Here is a 16,230-nt window from a genome sequence, read left to right on the forward strand (position 1 = left end):
CGCGGTTTACAGCTCCTGATCGGAGGCGGTCATGGCAGCCCAGCGAGCATCCAACTCCCGCCTGCGCGAGGTCATCGAAACGATCGGCTGCACGTACGAGGCCCTGGCGAATGATGTACGGCGCATCGCCGCCGAGAACGGCGAGATCATCCAGACCAACAAGTCGGCCATCTCCCACTGGGCCAACGGAACTCGCCGGCCGAGCGGCCGAACGAGTCAGTACCTTGCCGAAGCGCTGTCCCGCCGAGTTGGCCGCATCGTCACACCGACCGAGATCGGCGCGGGCACGTCTGACGGCAACGAGCAGGACGAAGCCGACCCGGTCTTGGCGGTGACCGATCTGGGCCGCGCCGACGTCGAGCGCCGCCGCTTCCTCGCGGTCGCCGCCTTCACCACCGCAGGCGTCGCCATGCCGCTCGCTTACGATCACGAAGCCACCGCCCGCATGCTCCGTGCCCGTACCGGCACCGGGCTGGTCGGTGCGCAGGACGTGGACGTCGTACGCGAGATCACCGCCGCGTTCAGCGCGGCTGACGAACGCCTCGGCGGCGGCCACGGCCTGACCACCGTCACTGCCTACCTGGCCGACACCGCCGCTCCCCTGCTCCGCGGACGATTCACCGCAGAGCCCTTACGCCAGGCCGCATTCGGCGCAGTTGCCGAACTCGCCTACCTGGCAGGCTGGAAGCACCACGACCTTGGCCAGGAAGGCGCTGCCCAGCGCTACTACCGAGTCGGCTACCAGCTCGCCTGCGAGGCTGACCCGCACGGCCACGCCGCCTGGATGATGCGTGCCCTTGCCCACCAAGCCCTCAGCCTCAAGCAGCCCCACTACTGCATTGCCCTGGCCGAGGCTGCGCTCGCCCAGGGGGACGGCCACATCGACGGCCAGACCGAGGCCCTGCTCCACATCACCCACGCTCGCGCGTACGCCGCCACCAGCGAGAAGCCCGCCGCCGCCCGCGCTCTGCTCGCCGCCGAGGACGCTCTCCTGCGCGGGGACGGCCCTCAGCCCAGTTACTCCCGCGTCAGCGGCCCTGCCGCCGGCACTGTGGCCAGCCACACCGCGCGCACGCTGACCGACCTCGCCGACCACGTAGGTACCGAACAACAGCACCGCGACGCCTTGGTCCGCTGGGACCCCGTGAAGTACAAGCGGGTCCACGCCCTCACCTACGCCGACCTGGGCGACAACCTCGCGGCCCAGGCACGAGCCGACGAGGCCGTCGCCGCCTGGTCGCAGGCGCTGACTCTCATGGAGGGCATGACCTCCGACCGCACCCGTAAAGCGATCACGTCACTGCGATCCACCCTCGCGATCTACCAGCGGCGCAAAGTCCCCGGAGCCACCGAACTCGCCCGCCGCGCACGTGAAGCACTCGCCTAACATGCCCACCACCCGGCCGATGAGATGAAGGGACGCACAGTGGCTCAACCGACCACCGACGACCAGCCCAAGGCCCTCAAGCCCGCCCTCGAATCTATGACCCTGCTGGTCGCCGCCGTCATCGTCCACGACCAAGCCACCAACCGCGTAGTGCTCCTCCAGCGCAGCGAGAACGCGAAGTTCGCCCATGGCATGTGGGATCTACCCGTCGGCAAGAGCGAACCCGGCGAGCCCATCACCGAAACCGCGGTGCGCGAGCTCTACGAGGAGACCGGCCTGACGGTGAAGGCCGGGTCCCTCAAGGTCGCCCACATCATCCATGGTGCATGGGGAGTTGAAGCCCCCAACGGCTTCCTGACCGTCGTCTTCGTCGCCCACGAATGGACGGGCGAGCCCGAGAATCGCGAGCCGCGCAAGCACGCCCAGGTCCGCTGGGTCGACGCCGCCGCCATCCCAGAGGAGTTCGTGGACACCACTGCCAGTGCTCTCCACCGCTATCTGACTGGCGGTCCGGAGGTGTCACTCGATGGCTGGCCCCAGCCGTGATCCATGACCGCAGTTGGGTCGTGGAAAGGTCCGCACCCTAGAATCTTGGACGCCACATAGCGCCTACCACGGGGGATACATGGCCGAGTACCGAGTTGCGATCGAGGGTCGGTTCATAGGTGAAGACCTACGCCGTCTCACGCAGTGGTTGCGTGACGACGAGCTCGTGGGCGATGAAGCCCATGTTTCCCTCTCGTCAGCATCCTCATCGCCAGCAGACATGGGGACTGCTTTCGACGCAATCCAGCTGACGGTGGACAGTGGGTTCCAGGTGGCGAACCTGGTGCTAGCCATCGCAGTGTGGCGCGGCAGTAGATCGAACCCGCCGACTGTTGCGATCGAACGTAACGGCACACGAGTCACGGTTGACAGTGACGACCCCGCGGCCATTGCTCGTATCGCCGCTGCTCTGACCGATGAATAACGTGGTGGATTCGCTGCCTGACCCAGCACGGACTCGTGCAGTTTTGATTGGCGTATCCTCTTATGACCACTTCGAAGACCTTCCCGCGGTACACAACAATATTGAGGCACTGCAGCAGTTCCTGACTTCAGCAGATGGCTGGGGACTACCGTCCAGCCACTGCTCAGTTTTGGCGCACCCTCGAACCCCCTCAGACATCATGACCGCGCTACAGGAGGCGTCTTCGGGGGCGCGGGACACACTTCTTGTGTATTACGCCGGACATGGCGTTCTTGACGAAGAACTACGTTTTTATGTCTCGCTAGAGAGTTCCAAGGCCGAAGAGCCCTGGAGTTGCGTCTCATACGAATGGCTAGGCCGGTCCCTGGCCCACTCACCTGCGCGCCGTCGGATTGCAATATTGGACAGCTGTTTCAGTGGCAGAGTGCACCGCGGCACGATGTCGGCAGCCTCAGACGCAGTACGGGCCCAGACAGCGGCTCGCGGCGCGGTAGTACTCACCTCGGCCAGAGACGATCGAGTTGCGCTGGCCCCGCCAGGCGAAAAGTACACGGCCTTCACAGGTGAGCTCCTGGCAGTCCTCCTCGAGGGCATCCCGGATGGGCCTCCCGTAATCTCGGTGGACAGAGCATATGAGCATGTGAAATACGCACTTACCACGAGAGGAAGACCCCGTCCGGACCGTACAGGAAGCGACACTGCGGGCAGGCTCATTCTGGCCCGCAACCGAGCGTTCACTCCCAGTCGGACCGCGTCAGTGCGAATATCATTCACTGAAGTGCTACGGAAATTGGCCCTTCGCCTGGACATTGACTCGGTAGCTGAACCTTCCAGTCCCGGACCGCATGATCCCCTTATGATCGGCGGCAGATACGCAGTAGACGGTTTGGTCGGCTCTGGAGGGATGGGGTCCGTCTACCGAGCGAAAGATCAACTGCTTGGGCGCGTCGTTGCCATCAAGTCACTTCGACGAGACCTCTCGGATGATTCAAGACTTCCGCTAATTCTTCACGATGAGGCGAGGGCCGTTGCAGCGCTTAACCATCCCGCGATCGCAGGAGTACACGACTTCGTTGAGAGCGATGAAGGAAATTTCATCGTCATGGAGTACATCTGCGGCAGGGATCTCATGTCTGTACTCCGGGAAGGGCGGGTTAGCCCGCTGGAAGGCGTCGCATTGCTGCGAGTGGTTCTCGATGCCCTAAAGCATGCACACGAGTCAGGGGTCATCAACTGCGACATCAAGCCCGGCAACATTATGTTGAGCCCTGACGGAAGAGTAAAGGTGCTCGATTTTGGCGTTGCAAGCCTCGTCGAGAACCCACGCCAGGGAGTACACAGCACGGAAGGGTCCATCGTTGGAACGCCGAGCTACATGTCCCCCGAGGCCGTCCGAGGGGAAGCACCGACCTTGCACCAGGATCTCTATGGGGCTGGCGTAACCCTCTACGAACTGCTCACAGGAAGGCTGCCCTTCCATGGCAGGGGATCAGCGTTCGAGATTTTCCATGCGATAACGTCACTTCCGATACCGCCACCGTCATCCGTAAACCCGCTACTCGACCCCACCTGCGATTCCGTACTGCTAAAGGCCCTCGCACAGAATCCTGAAGATCGCTTCCAGGATGCAGCAGGGATGAAGGCAGCGCTAGAGGCGGTCTCGTGGCCACCCCATGTCTATGAGGATTCGACCGTTGTGTCCGACGAACCCCGGCCGTCTTCGCATCCTGAGCAGACACAGGACTCTCTCTCGCGCGAGGTGCGAACCGACGGTGGCACACGAGTTGGGTCACACACAATCAGGCGCCACTAAGCGCGCCATATGCCGTCCGTACCACGCCCCCTTGGGAGCCATTTGGGAGCCGTCTCGCTCCCGCTGCCCCTTCCAGACCACCCGGGGCCAACTGGCGCATTGTCCCTGACCAGGGAAGGCGCCATCCATGCAGGCAAGCTCTCAAACCGAACCTCATTCGGGACGAAGAGGTCGTGGGTCAGCCCTGTTCTAGCGCTCGGCGTAGCACAGGAACTGCCAGCCCAGAGCGGTTAGGGATACTGTCTGCATGATAGAAGCGACCAAGAGCACCGGATGAACTGCGCGCGAGCACCAGAATGCGATCACGCAAGTCATCGGCAAGGCCAAAAATGTGAACAGATCGACAGCTATTTGCAATCGTTTGCGGGTTCTGCGGTTCACGTCACCACGGTGATAGATCTCCCACCTGAAAATGGCACCACTAGGCGTACCACTGATCTCGGCCAGCCTTGGCCCCAGTTGGTCGCGAATGTAGCGACCGATCGCTGATATCTTTTCGTCATTTACCAGGTAAGTCCATCCTAGGACTAGGCAGACAACGGGGACAGCGAGCAAGAGTTGAGCGTGCTTGTTCTGGACGGTGATCGCCAGTACTGCAGTCGAAGCAGCAAGCGTGAAGTAGAGCAGGTTGTCGCGAAACCCGATCCGCGCCTTCTGCTCCTCTTTGATGCGGTCATACTCTGCCAACAGCAGTCTGCTTTCGGTGACATCCTCCGCCTCAGCCACGGCATCCCCCATTCGAAAATCCGAGCGACAGCCCTACTTGGGTGCGACTCTCCCACTCCCGAACAGCGTTGTCACACCGCAGAGTTAAGCTGGGACCACGTCCCAGGCGCATCGGTGCAGGACCTCACGATCGCTCGGGTAGGCAAGCCATTTTTCGCGAGGTGCTACGTGCGTTCGTCCAGCGGAAAGATCGTTGTCTTCACCGCGCTTCTCCTGGAGTACCGAGCTATGCGGGCGCAGGTGATGGACCCAGAGCGTATCGACCATGAGTCGGGAACGATCTTCGAGCGCTGCCGTATCCCGGGAACGAGCTGGGAGGTATACCTCGCTCGAGTCGGTCAGGGAAATCAGGGCGCAGCCGTTCTAACTGAGCGCGCCATCCACATGATCGCCCCGGACGCCGTCTTCTTCACGGGCATCGCTGGCGGCATGAAGCACGACGTTGCGCTGGGCGATGTGATCGTTGCGACCCGAGTACTCGCCTATCAAGGTGGCAAGCAGGAAGAAACTTTCAAGACACGGCCCGAGACATGGCCTGCGTCGCATCGCTTGGAGCAAGCAGCCCACTTCGCCGTGCTGGATCCTGACTGGTCCCAATCTCTACTGCCTAACGACCGAGAGACGCCCGAAGTCCACTTCAAACCGATCGCTGCCGGTGAGGTGGTGGTGAACGCCCCGAGCTCCGCGCTTCAAGATCTCCTGGATGTGCACTACAACGGTGTCGCAGCGATCGAGACTGAGGGAGCGGGCTTCGCTAGCGCCGCGTCCATGGCCGGTCAAGTTCCGGCACTGGTCATCCGAGGTATCAGCGATCGGGCCGACGGCAGCAAGCAACACACGGATGGCGGCGGCTTCCAGCTCATCGCCGCCGACAACGCCGCGGCTCTGACTATTGCCACCATCAAGGCGCTGCCCTTCCCAAGAGCAACCGACGCCAAGCTGCCGAGTTCACGCTCGGACGCAGCAGACGCCTCTCCCATCGCTAACTCCCTCGTCGAAGAGCCTCTGCCGATCTCCTGGCGCAAAGACCTACTTCCACCATGGTCCAGCGAGAGCGCCACGATGGAAGTGCATCTACTCCCGGAGAGCGGCCTGCGGTTGCCTGTTCGCCGGTTGAACCGGCTGCCGGATGAGCTCGTTTCCCTGGGCCGAGCAGAGGGGTTCTTCACAGCGGCCGAAGAGGTATCCAGCATTTTCGAAAGCAACTTTGCCGCTGCGTGCGTCCGCGACTCGCGGCGGGGGCGCTGCCGCGGTCTGGTCATTACTCGATCTGGCCAGCGAAGCTGCTGGGAGTCGCTGCCTCGATCCAGCAGCATGCACATGCCGGTACTCGACCCAGAACACACACAGCAGCGTGTTGCTGAACTGCTGCATCTGCTACTGCGTCTCGGTGATGTCCCGGGAACCCGCTTCGCCCCCGCGATGGCCCTCGATCCCGCCGATCTCGTGACCGTAATGAGCCTGGAAGCCGCCAGGACCTCCACCAGCGCTGTCCTGGCACGAAACGGACGCGGTGGGCCAGTGCAGGTCCTGCCCGACGAGGTCTGGGACGCCTCGAACATCAGCGACGCGGTACCGACGATCGCTGAGGAGCTCACCCTGCGGCTCATGCACCACTTCGCAAGCCCGCGCGACGCCCGGCAGTTCTGAGTCGGACTCCATCCCTGCCGGACGAGATTCCACCTGTCTCGTCGGCAACCTTCAACACTCCGCGGGAGCCGTTTTAAATCCCCTGCGAAGCCATGCCACACCAACCGACACCAGCACTCTGACCTGCGAAAACACTGTCCAAGCCGGTCATGATCTCCACCGAACCTCATTCGGAAAGAAGAGGTCGTGGGTTTGAATCTCGCCACCCCGACAGCTGAAATACCAGGTCAGGATCGGTATTCAGGAATCAGCGCTGGTCCTGATTTGCTATTCGGGCCCTTAGAGATCTGACTCCCAGGAGTGCGGTCCGAACCCGGGCCTGTACAAGTCGGCACGGAACCCTTGCCTCATCGGCTGATCCGCCGACGAAGATCACCGGATCCCGCTCTCGATCGTCTCCGCGCCCGACGGCGACAGGAACCAGACAGTGGTGCCCTGCGAACGAATTTCGAACATCGATCGCTTCGAGCCATCGGCCGACGGCTGTGCTGTAGGCGAAGCCGACCACCCATGCAATCACCCCTTGTCAGATACCATGCACCCTGCGTCAACACCACCTTGTTAGCCATCCCGCGCTTCGACCAGTTCTCACCCTGCCCTCCGCAATGATCCCCCTCATAGGGTGAACATCGCTTTTGTCTGCGCAAGTGCCAATCGCATCTACCAGCGGAAGGTGCGGTCACCTCGCAGACCCACGGGGCACGGGGAGGAAGCACCACATGGATCCGTTGGCATTTCCTGTACTGGCCGGGACGCTCCTGACCGAGGCAGTCAAGTTTCTCTTCGACCGAGCGAGTGCGGTGCTGGACCGGCGAGCTGGTCGAGTGCCAGTGGAAGAGCCGGAGCAGGTGTCGGGACAACCGCAGCCCTTGCTGGTCAGGGCCCCCGCACTCACTGACGAGCGCGTGGCTCGTATCAATGGAGATCACGGCGCACTCCGCGTCTACCTCTCACGCCCCGAATTCCTTCTGGGCGATGACACCGAGCTGAGAGGAGTTCTGGGGCGTCTTCGCCGGGACTTGGAGGAGGTATACGGACGCCGCTTGCCGTTCGGTGATGAGAAGGAGACAGATCGGCCGGGCGTCGAGGTCTCCCAGCGGACCGATTCCCTCCACGGCAAGCAGGTCGGGATGCGCGTTGGGGGCGACATCACGGAACGCGGACGAGCACGCGTCGACCAAGAGGCCGAGACCATCGAAGAGACGGGTGAACAGGTCGGCATCGAAGTAGAAGGCACCATCGGCTGAGGCGGGCGGCAGCATGAATTTCGATAACGGACGCCCCGCAGAAGGGCCGCAGCAGCCTTTGTCTCTGATCAAGAGTGACGAAATACATGAGGGCGAGCAGCCAACGGCCCAAATGCAGCCCGCGTCGGCACCACAGAATCCAGGTCCCGAACCGGGGGCCCCACAGGGACTACCATCGCCACCTCCCGAGCCGCCCAACACGGCTACGTCGACCGCAGCGGCAGACGGAACGTCGGGAGCCACGGATGCCGCCAGACACACCGCCGGCACTAGCTTCCCGCGGCCTCCCGGGTCAGGGGTGCCGACGCGTGAATCGGTGGAAGCGGTCGGGCAAGCCGCCGTGCTGCAGTGGGCCTCCAACAACTACGGCGAGCAGATCGGCACGAAGTACGTATACGAGCAGACGCTTGACTCGCACGCCCCGATCTCGCCCGAGTACCTGGCTGTAGCCCGCGAGGTGTATGCCGAGCCCCACGGTGAAGACCGACTGGCACCGAGCCCTTTCCAGCAGGCTCTTGAAGCTCTGCGGGCGGCAGGCTCCGTACTGGTCATCAATCGCCGACCGAACAACAGCCGAACCTTCACCGCCTACGCGCTGCTCGCGCATCTCCTGGGCACCGGCGTCATCACCGAAGTACGGCCGCTGTCGTTCGGTGGCTCCAAGCACTTTCCCACCAAACGGCTGCCTCACGACGTCAATTGCGGCTTTCTGCTGGAACTCCCGCCTGATGAGGATGACTTCGCCGTCGATGACTCTTTCGGCGGCAGTCTCAACAAACTCGTCGAGCGTCTACAGAAGCGTAATTGCCGACTGATCGTTCTCACCCGCCCCGAGCAATGGAGGCGCATTAGCCACGGAGCGCCAGACAGCATCGCGCCTGATCTGGGATCGGTGCGACCGCGGGACATCGCCAATCGGTGGTTGGTCGGGCAGGAGCCCAGCTTCCCGACGGGCCGTTGGCTTGAGCACAAGGACATCAAGCCCCTCCTCGCCGGCCAGCACCCAACCGACGTGCTGAACCTCGTGTATCTCATGCTGGAACAGCATCGGGCAGCGCAGTCCGCTGTAGCGGATGCCGATGCCGCCGATCAGGCGCTCAGGCACCAGCGCGGAGCAGTGTCTCGGCTGACGTTCGAAGAGCAGGTCGCCAACGTCGTCGCGGCCCGCAGCAACTGGGAGGACGAACTCTACGCATGGCACGAGCCCGAGAACCGATCTCGTACAAGTTTCGAGCGCAACTTCCTGCTCACTGCGGCTGTTCTCCGTGATGATCCAGTCGGGCATGTGTATGCGAAGGCCGCTGAACTAACCGGGCAGCTCGACGACTCAGAAGTCGAAATTGATGGACAGCGGGAGCCCGGGGTCATCGCTATGACAAGGGCTATCGACGCGCGACGTGAGGCTGACGGCACGCTCACCTTCACCCGCCCGAACTGGGATAACGCCGTCATCGAGTATTTCTGGAATGACCGTCCCCTGGCCCGTACAACCTTCCTGAAGTGGCTCGCGCAGGCACCGGTCGTCGATACCAGTGCGAGCAGAGAAGCGCTAGAAATCATCAGCAAGGACGGTCGACTTGCCCTGGCGAGGCGCGTAGGTCAGTTCGCTCTGCGATGGGCAATTCGGCACCGTCGCCAGACGCCACTGGAGCGGATCGTTGAGGAGTGGTACAAGCCTGGAGCCGCAAAGGAACTTTGGCCCTTAGCCGTTGAGCTCTTGGACTCAGCAGCCATCCACGCCGCCAGCGCGCCCTACATCCATTCCATGCTGCTGGCCTGGTCGAGCCGGACCCAGCCTCACCTACAAAGAGCCGTTGTAGAGGTGTGTACGGGCGAGTTCGGTCGAAGGCATACGGCTAAGGCGCTGCGCCGACTCAGAAATGTGGCCGCGCAAGGTCATCCTGACGTGATCGACGCGCTGCGCGACGCGGTACGCGTTTTATGGGAGGACGCCACCGTGCGGCAGATGTTGTTCGGGTACATCGTCGATTGGTGCAAGTCAGAGACGGTCAGCCAGAGCGTCGGTCACCGGACGTTCACCGCGCTAGCGCTCAATTCCCCGCCCGATGGGGCCAGTCTGCCACCTCTCCTCCAAGCCATGATCGAGGAGAATCCCGCTGAGGAGGACACCTTCCGTCCGCCCTTGCAAGGGCTCGTAGCTGGCTGGCGGACTCTACTGCGCCAGGCAGCAGGGCCGACTGGGGAGCGAGACCTCGACAAAGCCGTCTTCACATGGCTCGATGCAGCACTGCAACGCCGCGAACTCAAGCCCCTCGTCTTCGACACCCTGCGCCAGGCCGTGAACATTCCCGGGGCTGCGGGCCCCCCTCTTCGCGAGGCTCTACGCACCTCCGCCCAGTGGTGGGTGCAGGGGCAAGATCGCCCCTACTCCGCAGAGAGGGAGGGGCTCAAGATCGAGTTGTCCGCCCTGCTTGACCAGGACCTCACAACGCGCCGAAGCCAGCCGCCCGCGCAGCAGGAGGCCCTGAACGTTCCAGGTGAGAAGCCATCGGCCACAGCGAAGGTCGATGCCGCATGAGGCGCCAGGCCGCCAAGGGGCGTCTCCTCGGGACAGAAGACATGCCCAGCTGGACATCCGTCTTCACGGACCGCCCCAAAAGCATGGACCCAACTCTGTCCTTCACAGCCGAGATCCGCGTGACGTGGCGGCGCCATATCGACTCCACTGCGCTTACAAGTCCGCACACGGCGCCGCTCCTCACGAGGCAAGAGATCGAGCAAGCGGCAAGACACTGTGATGCCCTACGGCCGGCAGCCGCAGAGCAAAATATTGCCGATGCCGTCCGACAACGGCTCCCTCTCACCGGCTGCGGCGTCATGGTGACTGACGTCCAAGTACGCATCAGCGTGGACAACGCTACGCGCGAGGCCGCGTTACTCGCAGAACGCCTGCAGCAGGAGTACCAACGTAAGAAGGAACGCCTCAAGCGCGAACACGAGTTAGACGACCTGGCACGACGGCAGGCCCAGGCTCGCGAGGCGTTCCTACGGGAGGAAATCCTCGCTGATCCTGCGACTGCCCGCCTATACGGGCTCCTGGAAGGGGCGTCGAAACACTGGCCTCGACTGGGCGGGCCACCGGCCGGCACCAATCTCGAAGAGCTGGTACGCGAAGTCCGTCAATGGCAGCCAGGACAGCAGTGGGTAACCATCGCGCAGCTTCTCCACGACTTCGTTGCCAACCTGACGGAAGCGGGGCGCAAAGAACTACTCATTATTCTCACCGACGCTGTCCGCGCGTTCGGCGACGAGAACACGGCCCACCGCCTCGCCTTGCTGTCGAGCGAGACGCAGTGAAGATCGCTGCGCTGCGCTGGGCACTAGACCCCCTCACCAGCATGCTGGCCTTACGGTTACGCGTCCGGGAGCACGGTCGCCTCTCCTACGATGCCGCTTGGCGCTTGGCACGGGTAATGCGTCACCCTGACGAGATGGGTTATCGCCTGCACGGACACCGCAGCGACGACACATAGCGACACGTCAGCGTGTTGAACGGGCTCGCAGGAGGTCGTTGAGCACAGGTACTGGCGACGTGGGGCACCTCTCGAGCCGGGCGCCGGACGCCGCTTCTCGCTGCTCGGCGAGCCATGAGGCGCTTGCGCATGCCCGGCCTAGCGTGGGCGTAGCAGGCGGAGACTGGGCCGTTCGATACGGCCCATGCACTCGTTCATGAGGACCTCCTCCATGCCGAGGTCCTCCATCATCGTCCGGTGAGTGTGATGCCGGCTGCGAGTTGTGAGGCCCTTGACGATCGGGAGCCAGCGGGCGTCGGCCCGGTCGGCGGCGCCGAGGCCCTGGCCGGGATGCCGGGCCGCCGCTCACGGAGGATCGGCACTGGGCGGGCCTCCTGTGGCGCGTTCTTCGGGTACCAGCCGGAGACTTCCGCAGTGAACAACCAGGTGGAGAACCCGTTTCGGCGCCGGTGGGCCGCATGCTCCGACGTGACACTTTCGCGCACGAACCCCAGCTTTGCGATGCCGAGTTCGACGCCGCGGGTGCCCTCCCGTACGCGGTCGGGGTGGTTGAGGAGGTTCGAGACCGTGCCCGTGGAGACTCCGGCGCTGCGTGCGACATCGGCAAGCTTCGCACCCTGGCGACCGAGGGTCACTCGGCCAACACGATGATGTGCGGTGTGGGGGCTAGCCGTGCGCGGTAGCGGCGGACGCCCCAACTACGGTGCTCCAACTCCGCAGCAACCAGCACCTCGGCCGTGTTCATGCGGCCGGGCACGAGCTCCACCAGCGCGGCCACCGGGTGATCCCCTACCAGGGGGAAACCCTTGACTCGGCGGAACTCCCACTGCGGGTTCGGCTGGGAAGCGCCGTGGCCCCGAACGATCCACTCCTCCCTCGCCGGTCCGACTCCTGGTGCCTTCTCCACCCCCACATCCAGCACGCCGGTCGTGACCGTGAAGGTCACGCCAGTCCCAGGGCCGGCGACCGGGCGGGTGCGTTCACCGGGATCGATCAGGCGCGCGATCGGCTGTACATCACGCTCCGGTGTCGACAGCGCGACGCCCAGCGAAGCGTGGCGGAACACGCCTTTGCTCTCCGGCATCTCGGGGCGAAACGAGCACACCATCAGCAGTTGCCGGAACTGCCGGTCAGGTGTGGCCCTGAGGTAGGACGGCCAGCCCGATGGCGCGCTCTCGTGGTCAGCGGGCAGTAGGTCCCAGCCGAACGTGAGCCTGCCGCGCAGGGGTCCGTCATCCGCCGGGCTGCCGAGCGTACGCTCCGGCACGAGTTCGACATCGTGCAGCCGAATCTCTGTCATGCGGCGGCTCCCTTGTTCCGGCCGTGCACATAGGTGAACGCTCCCCAGTCACGGTAGTGGGGGTACACGGCACGCGTAGCGAGTTGGGCGCCTCGGAAGGCATGCTCCGGGTCCGCGCCGCGCGCGACCCCATGGTGCAGATGGTGGTAAAAGTACGTGGCTGGCTCCGGACGCACGGCCCACAGGCACCCGATGACGGCCTGCGCTCCGGCGGTGATCAGTGCCGAAGGGATGCCACGGATGTTGTCCCCGCGGTCGAATCGGCCAAGCGCTGACTCGCAAGCGGCGAGTGTGACAAGGCGAACGCCGCGCAGGTCGACAGGCAAGAAGTCGTAGGCGAATACACGGCCGTCGTCGTCTCCGTCCGGCGTGAGGTAGAGGCAGTGCATCCACGGTGCGTCCTCGTCCAGCGTCCCGTGTACGGCAATGTGGACGACGTCCGCCGTGGACATCTCTGCGAGCAGCCTGTCGCGAGTGGCCGCGAGACCGGTGAGGGCATCGGCACCTACCGCCTCGGCAACATTCCGCGCGTGCTCCTCCAGCGCCGGTTCGGCATGCAGCCCGAAGGGAACGCCCCCGACAGCAGAGGCCAGTACAACGGAGCGAGGCGCACGCACAGCAACTTCGATGGGTGCCAGGGCTTCAAGGCCAGCGATCGTGGTGACCGTCCAGTCGTCGGCGATCATGCGGTTACCCGTGCGGCAAAGCGGGATCGGCAGGTAGTGTAGAGCTCCGTGCGGCCAGGCCAGGATTCGGTCCTTGCCCTGGGCACGCCACTTGTCCCACTGGTCGCCGCCGCCGAGCGGTAGGCCCGCCGACCTCAGCAGCCGACTGCCCTCCGGCGTCACGGCGGCGAACAGCGGGTCGCGTTCGATCTCCGTCCGGATCGCCTCGACCCGGTCCGCGTCCGGGTGCCGGTCGTCGTTCTCGTCCGCGCCCTCGCCGAGGTGCACCGTGAGCTCCCGGCCCTGTCTGGTGACCGCGAGCAGCACGGCCGCGCCGCTCATCGCCGCGGGCAGGAACCACGTCAACAACACCGTTCGCTCGTCAAGCAGTTCATGCGCCTTGGCCCATATGTGTTGGTCATCGATGAGCGGTGCCGAGCGGCGACGTAGCTCGTCATCGATGAGCGACGAGACGCGCCACCGGAGGTTCCGGGCAATCTGCGCGTTGTCGTGGCCGCCAGGACGATGGTCGGCGTCCATGACATCGAGCAGGTTCGACAAGGCACCACCGGAGGCAGAGGGCTCCTCCAGGTCGCGCAGCTTGCCGATGAAATGCTGGATGTGGGCAGGCAAGTCGAGCGGGCCTTCGATGCGCCACCACGCGCCCAGCTGCGATCCCTTGCCAGCCTGATGCAGGCCGAGTACAAGCCCCATCGGTAGCGTCTCGCTTTCCGCGGTGAGCTGCCACACCGCTGAGTGCACGAGGTCGCGCAGTATCCCGCCGAGTTCGGACGCGCCGCTCGGGTCAAAGTTCGGTACATCCACGATGATTGCGCGCAGTGCGTCCCGCAGGTCGTCGCCGTGGAGATTTCCCAGGTGCTGCACGAACGGCACCAGGCTCGCCCGCGCCAATTCCTCGAAGCCGAGCGACGCGTAGGCAAGTGCCGCGTACGTGTAGTAGCCCCATGGGAACGGGACAGAACCGGAGACCGGCTCACCTGCCTCCGCCGACTGGTAGTACAGATCCGCAGTGAGCAGCCGGGCTTCTTCGTCCTGGCTGTCGCCCGCCTGCCGTAGGAAGGTGAGCCCCAACGCCGGCTGCCGCCGGTCGCGGGCGTGTGCGGCGGCGTGCAGCAGAACCGCAGACCGCTGTGCTGGTGTCCAGGTCTCCGGGAACGACAGCGAGAGCGCCTGATTGAGACCCGGGCACTCACTCGGGTCGTCGGGCAGCACGTGAAGTCGGGCCTCGATGAGCTGCCTGCGGTGGGCAGAGGCCCACTGGATGTCGAGCTGCCCCGCCCAATCCAATACGGTGCGCAGCAATGGCCGGTCGACGCGCTCCCGGGCCAGGTTGATGCCTTGGCTGATCACCTTCGCGGTCACTGCGCTGCCGTGAGCCGCCAGGAAATCGGCCGGTGGCGTCCCGAACACACCCGTAAGCAGCCCGTCGGCCGTCTCAGGGGAGATCCCACCCACCGTCCTGAGAAGGAACAGCGCTAGGTCCGGTTCGTCGGCGGCGGACGAGTCGCGCCATGCCGATAGCGCAGCGCCTGCAGCACCATGGTGAAGTCCCGCCTCGTCCGCGAGGATCTGCGCCAGTACCGCCAATAGCCGGGGCTTCCTCGACCCACCGTTCAACTCCAGCGCCCGCACCACCAGGTGTCCCGCTTCCGCCACCAGCCGGTGGGACTCCGTCTGGAAGGGCTCCTCTTCGGTGAACCATGTGCGGTACAGGTCTGCGGTCAGCCGAGCGGACCAGGTGGTCAGCAGTTCACGAGCGTATTCGTCGGTGGCCAAGTCCTCTGGTCCTCGGCTGGCCAGCCGTAACCGAGCGGCAGCCAGCAGCGCGGCTTCCAGGTCGGCGGGGTCGCTCAGCCCGTGTATCAGCCGGGCCGACAGCGCTTCGGACTCCTCGAACACCGCGCGGTCGCACCGGTCCGCCACCAGTTGGACGCCCAATTCGACGGTCTGAAAAGCCGCGACCCGCCAGGGAGCCTCCAGCGCACAGGCATCGGCGACCTCAGCAACCAGTCGCCAGTAGACGTACATGAACTCAACCAAGCCACGGTGTTCGAGGAATACGTCCCGGAACAATGGATCCGCTATCGCCTCGACGGACATTGCGTGGTGCTCCGCCAGGGCCTGCAGCGTCTCCTCTATTCCGCGTGCCCGTCGCTTCGCCTCGTCCAACGACATGATCCGATCGCAGACGTAATGTGCCAGCTCCATAAGCACGCCGACGGGGTCTATGACGAACTTGACTGCCGGTTGGCCGTCCTCCTCATAAGCAAGCTCGCCGAAGCGCACAGCGCCAGCGCACACCATCCCTCGCTGCGTTTCGAAGGTCAGAGCGCCGAGCGGATCGTCTGTGGCAGGCAGCACGTGGGACACGACCAACATGACCGAACCCGAGACGTCCGCCGCTTCCCGCCACCCTGGCGGCACTTCCAGGTCGAGGTCGTACACGAAGGGCGTACCGTCGGGGCCGAGAACAGACAGCGCATCTCCTGCGTCCTGCGAGACACACCACTGGGGTGCGACAGGATGGCTGAACGGCAATTCGTCCAGTGAGAGAAGCGCCGGGAGGCCCCGGGCGTATGCACGCGTAAACAGGCTGCCTCCCTCCCCGCCTCCAGTGGTGAACGGGCTGATGCTGGCCAGTCCGATGGCCAGACCGGCATGCCAGGCCCCCTCAACATCAGCGATGAACGCCCACCCCGTGACGTCCCTCGACAGTCGCACGCCATCCCCCTTTGCGCCGCCGGTCACCGACAGGTGCAACGGTGGCACAGACAACGGCCGGACCAGCCCGCTTCCCGGGCATGGGGTGGTGATCTCAACGGAACTGGACGGAGGCGGAAAGTCCGATTCGTTCACGCAGCCTTCGTCCACGAAACCGAACGCCATCGCTGCTCCGACTCGCTTCCAACTAACGGTGCGTAGCCGGCCCCGACACTTGGAGCCGTCGCCTGGCCAGC

At 64.3% G+C, this 16,230-nt stretch carries 11 protein-coding genes and 2 pseudogenes; 9 read left to right on the top strand and 4 right to left on the bottom strand.

The genetic code is table 11. The annotated features are described in order from the left end of the window. Positions 1-31 precede the first annotated feature (31 nt). The 5 genes and pseudogenes from ACWFRJ_RS13720 to ACWFRJ_RS13740 all read left to right on the top strand — a co-directional run bounded on the left by ACWFRJ_RS13720 (position 32) and on the right by ACWFRJ_RS13740 (position 4,170). The gene (locus ACWFRJ_RS13720; protein WP_453528677.1) at positions 32-1,387 is read left to right on the top strand and encodes a helix-turn-helix domain-containing protein; all 1,356 of its coding nucleotides are present in this window, start codon (positions 32-34) and stop codon (positions 1,385-1,387) included. Positions 1,388-1,411: 24 nt separating this feature from the next. Beyond that, a complete protein-coding gene (locus tag ACWFRJ_RS13725) occupies positions 1,412-1,933 on the top strand; it encodes an NUDIX domain-containing protein (protein ID WP_453528680.1) in 522 nt (173 codons plus the stop codon). A gap of 79 nt (positions 1,934-2,012) precedes the next feature. Next, positions 2,013-2,357, top strand: a complete 345-nt coding sequence (locus ACWFRJ_RS13730; protein WP_453528683.1) for an effector-associated constant component EACC1 — start codon at positions 2,013-2,015, stop codon at positions 2,355-2,357. After that, positions 2,350-3,006, top strand: a pseudogene (locus ACWFRJ_RS13735) (caspase family protein); the annotation flags it as partial. The gene ACWFRJ_RS13730 and the pseudogene ACWFRJ_RS13735, both read left to right, overlap by 8 nt. 207 nt (positions 3,007-3,213) lie before the next feature. Beyond that, positions 3,214-4,170 (top strand): serine/threonine-protein kinase, encoded by a 957-nt coding sequence (locus ACWFRJ_RS13740; protein ID WP_453529650.1) that lies wholly within the window; start codon positions 3,214-3,216, stop codon positions 4,168-4,170. A 189-nt stretch (positions 4,171-4,359) separates the two neighbouring features. Here the strand turns inward: ACWFRJ_RS13740 and ACWFRJ_RS13745 are convergent, their stop codons facing one another. Then, positions 4,360-4,908, bottom strand: coding sequence for a hypothetical protein (locus tag ACWFRJ_RS13745; RefSeq protein ID WP_453528686.1), 549 nt, complete (start codon positions 4,906-4,908; stop codon positions 4,360-4,362). Between the two features lie 156 nt (positions 4,909-5,064). Here ACWFRJ_RS13745 and ACWFRJ_RS13750 point away from each other — a divergent pair, with 156 nt between their 5' ends. The 4 genes from ACWFRJ_RS13750 to ACWFRJ_RS13765 all read left to right on the top strand — a co-directional run bounded on the left by ACWFRJ_RS13750 (position 5,065) and on the right by ACWFRJ_RS13765 (position 11,111). Continuing rightward, on the top strand, positions 5,065-6,546 hold the full coding sequence (locus ACWFRJ_RS13750) for a 5'-methylthioadenosine/S-adenosylhomocysteine nucleosidase family protein (RefSeq protein ID WP_453528688.1): 1,482 nt from the start codon (positions 5,065-5,067) through the stop codon (positions 6,544-6,546). 719 nt (positions 6,547-7,265) lie between these two features. After that, on the top strand, positions 7,266-7,793 hold the full coding sequence (locus ACWFRJ_RS13755) for a hypothetical protein (protein ID WP_453528691.1): 528 nt from the start codon (positions 7,266-7,268) through the stop codon (positions 7,791-7,793). Positions 7,794-8,091: 298 nt separating this feature from the next. Continuing rightward, entirely contained in the window at positions 8,092-10,332 is a 2,241-nt protein-coding gene (locus ACWFRJ_RS13760) for a hypothetical protein (protein WP_453528694.1), read from the top strand. A 299-nt stretch (positions 10,333-10,631) separates the two neighbouring features. Next, positions 10,632-11,111: a hypothetical protein gene (locus ACWFRJ_RS13765; RefSeq protein WP_453528697.1), complete on the top strand. Its 480-nt coding sequence runs from the start codon at positions 10,632-10,634 to the stop codon at positions 11,109-11,111. A gap of 183 nt (positions 11,112-11,294) precedes the next feature. Here ACWFRJ_RS13765 and ACWFRJ_RS13770 read toward each other — a convergent pair. The 3 genes and pseudogenes from ACWFRJ_RS13770 to ACWFRJ_RS13780 all read right to left on the bottom strand — a co-directional run. Beyond that, a pseudogene (locus tag ACWFRJ_RS13770) lies at positions 11,295-11,919 on the bottom strand (LacI family DNA-binding transcriptional regulator); the annotation flags it as partial. After that, on the bottom strand, positions 11,919-12,587 hold the full coding sequence (locus ACWFRJ_RS13775) for a hypothetical protein (protein ID WP_453528700.1): 669 nt from the start codon (positions 12,585-12,587) through the stop codon (positions 11,919-11,921). The pseudogene ACWFRJ_RS13770 and the gene ACWFRJ_RS13775, both read right to left, overlap by 1 nt. Continuing rightward, entirely contained in the window at positions 12,584-16,159 is a 3,576-nt protein-coding gene (locus ACWFRJ_RS13780) for a CHAT domain-containing protein (RefSeq protein ID WP_453528703.1), read from the bottom strand. Before ACWFRJ_RS13780 ends, ACWFRJ_RS13775 begins: the two co-directional genes overlap by 4 nt. Positions 16,160-16,230 lie beyond the last annotated feature (71 nt).

The sequence above is a fragment of the Streptomyces sp. NPDC055239 genome (assembly GCF_053606205.1).

What these genes read in the sequence shown, in the direction of transcription:
- ACWFRJ_RS13740 (WP_453529650.1), top strand. Translation starts at nt 3,214, where the DNA reads ATGATCGGCGGCAGATACGCAGTAGACGGTTTGGTCGGCTCTGGAGGG.
- ACWFRJ_RS13730 (WP_453528683.1), top strand. Translation starts at nt 2,013, where the DNA reads ATGGCCGAGTACCGAGTTGCGATCGAGGGTCGGTTCATAGGTGAAGAC.
- ACWFRJ_RS13780 (WP_453528703.1), bottom strand. Translation starts at nt 16,159, where the DNA reads ATGGCGTTCGGTTTCGTGGACGAAGGCTGCGTGAACGAATCGGACTTT.
- ACWFRJ_RS13745 (WP_453528686.1), bottom strand. Translation starts at nt 4,908, where the DNA reads ATGGGGGATGCCGTGGCTGAGGCGGAGGATGTCACCGAAAGCAGACTG.
- ACWFRJ_RS13775 (WP_453528700.1), bottom strand. Translation starts at nt 12,587, where the DNA reads ATGACAGAGATTCGGCTGCACGATGTCGAACTCGTGCCGGAGCGTACG.
- ACWFRJ_RS13755 (WP_453528691.1), top strand. Translation starts at nt 7,266, where the DNA reads ATGGATCCGTTGGCATTTCCTGTACTGGCCGGGACGCTCCTGACCGAG.
- ACWFRJ_RS13765 (WP_453528697.1), top strand. Translation starts at nt 10,632, where the DNA reads ATGGTGACTGACGTCCAAGTACGCATCAGCGTGGACAACGCTACGCGC.
- ACWFRJ_RS13725 (WP_453528680.1), top strand. Translation starts at nt 1,412, where the DNA reads ATGAAGGGACGCACAGTGGCTCAACCGACCACCGACGACCAGCCCAAG.
- ACWFRJ_RS13720 (WP_453528677.1), top strand. Translation starts at nt 32, where the DNA reads ATGGCAGCCCAGCGAGCATCCAACTCCCGCCTGCGCGAGGTCATCGAA.